We start from the raw sequence: 2,112 nt of genomic DNA, 5'->3' as shown, positions 1-2,112 counted from the left end.
CGGGATGCCCTATGTGGGTGGCCCCGTCCGCCCAATAGAGGTGGTGGCGGGCATCGGTCAGGCCGTTGGACGGCTCGACGGTCATGAGGTGGTGGAGCGGGCCGGGTCGCCAGCCCGACTCCTCCTCCATCTCACGGGCCGCCGCGACCGCGATGTCCTCGCCGTCCTCGACCACCCCGGCGGGCAGTTCCCAGCCCCAGCTGTCGGTGATGAAGCGGTGCCGCCAGAGCAGCAGCACCTCGTTGGCCTCGTTGACGGCCGTGGCGACGGCGACCGGCCGCAGCCGGATCACGAAGTGGTCCAGGTGCCGGCCGTCGGGGAGTTCCACATCGGCGAGATTCACGTCGAACCAACGGTTCTTGTACACGGTCTGCTCACTCAGGTTCATCCACTGCACGGTTGTGCCACCTTCCGTTCGAGTAGGTGGCAACATGGCAGCAGTTCGGCCCGTCACAGCGGAACGCGCAGCGCCCCGTCGATGAGCTGCGCGGTCTCTTCCGCGCCCGTACAACCGCTGGTCAGAAGCTGTTCGCGGACCGCCCGCAACCGGTCCCGCAGGCGCAGCGACTCCATTCCCTTGGCCCGCTCGGCCATCTCGGCCGCGGACGCCGCGGCCCGGTCCGCCTCCCCCTGACGCAGCTGGATCTCGCACAGCATCGCCAGCCGGTGCACCCGGCCGCGGTCGTGCGCCGGGGTACCCACGGCGGCGGTCGCCTGCACCCGCGCCGCTTCCAGATCGCCCAGACTGAGCAGCGCCTCGGCCACCTGGACGTTGACGAGCCCCGGCTGTACGTAGCCGGTCTCGTCCGGTTCGCTGCCCGGGCGGATCCGCTCGGCGGCCGCCTCCGCCTTGCGGATGCAGGTCATGGCGGCCCGGGTGTCTCCGAGTTGGGCGTATGCCTTGGCCTGCATCGCGTACAGGTCGGCGGCCAGCGCGGGGGTGGTGTGCCGCCCGGCCGCGCGGAGCGCTGCCTCGGCGAAGGCGACGGCCTGGCGGTACTCCCGCAGGTGCAGGGACTGGTTGACGATCAGCGCGATGACGTACGCCCCCAGTCCCCGGTCCCCGCTCGCCTTCGCCAGGCGCAGGGCCTGGTGGAAATAGCGCTGGGCCAGGCCGTGGGCGTCCGAGTCGTACGCGCAGATCCCCGCCACCGCCACCAGGGAACCCGTGGCCCGGTGCAGTCGGCGACCGAGGTCGTCGCAATAGCTTCCGCGCAGCATGGGCGCGGTCTCACTGCCCAGGAAGCGGACGATCCGGTCCCGCGTGGCCAGACCCCCGGCCCGGCGGTACATCAGCTCGTAGTGGGCGCGGGCGGACTTCAGGATCTCGATGTGCTCGGGACCGACCGGATTCGGGCCCTCGCGGGAGACGTCGGCGTCCTCGGGCGGGTTCTCCCATTCCCACACCGGGATGACGGCGGGCGTCCCGGTGACCGCCTCGGCGGCCAGCAGCTGGGGCCGGGCCTGGACGTCGGAACGCCACAGGGCGGCGGCCCGGTCCACGAACCCGCTGAGCGGCGAGGCGTGCAGCGGGACGGGCCGGTCCGCCGCGCCGAGCCCGATGTCGTCCAGCCCCAAGGGGCGCCGCAGCCGCCCGCCGAGCACCTCGCAGATCAGGTCGGGGACCTGGCCACGGGGCCGCTGGCCCTTCAGCCACCGCGTCACGGCGGTGTGTTCGTAGCGCAGGGCGAGTCCGCGGGTGCGGCCTGCCTGGTTCACGTACGCGGCGAGTCCGGCGTGGGACATGCCCGCCTCGGCGAGGAGGGCGTCGAGCAGGACATTGGGCTGCATGGGCCGCTCCAAGGGCTCGTCGGTCTCAGGCTAGTGGGTGCGCGGTTCACACGGGGTGTGAACCGCGTACGCGCATAAATGCGATGCGCACTCTGCCGCACGGACCCGTGGAGGCGCTTCACTGAAGAGCCTCGCCAAGAGGTAGCTCGGGTCGTCGGCTCCCCCTCGTACAGTGCGACGACCCGTCACCGCGCCGCCCGTTCTGCTGTCTGCCCGACACTCCATGGCAGGCGGGCGGCGCGTTCCGGCCCCGCCGGCGCCCGGTTGGTCGCCGCGCTTCGGCAGGGCCGGGCCGAGAGCGCGCGCCGGGCTCATCCACCG

At 72.3% G+C, this 2,112-nt stretch carries 2 protein-coding genes; both read right to left on the bottom strand.

Annotation, left to right across the window (positions count from 1 at the left end; translation table 11 throughout):
• Positions 1-388, bottom strand: a 388-nt coding sequence (locus ACWGIU_RS36435) for an NUDIX hydrolase (protein ID WP_453712362.1), incomplete at its 3' end; no start/stop codon positions are given.
• A 62-nt stretch (positions 389-450) separates the two neighbouring features.
• Entirely contained in the window at positions 451-1,791 is a 1,341-nt protein-coding gene (locus ACWGIU_RS36430; protein WP_453712361.1) for a transcriptional regulator, read from the bottom strand.
• Positions 1,792-2,112: the final 321 nt, after the last annotated feature.

Source organism: Streptomyces sp. NPDC054840 (genome assembly GCF_053611065.1).
This window is presented reverse-complemented; position numbering and strand designations above follow the sequence as displayed.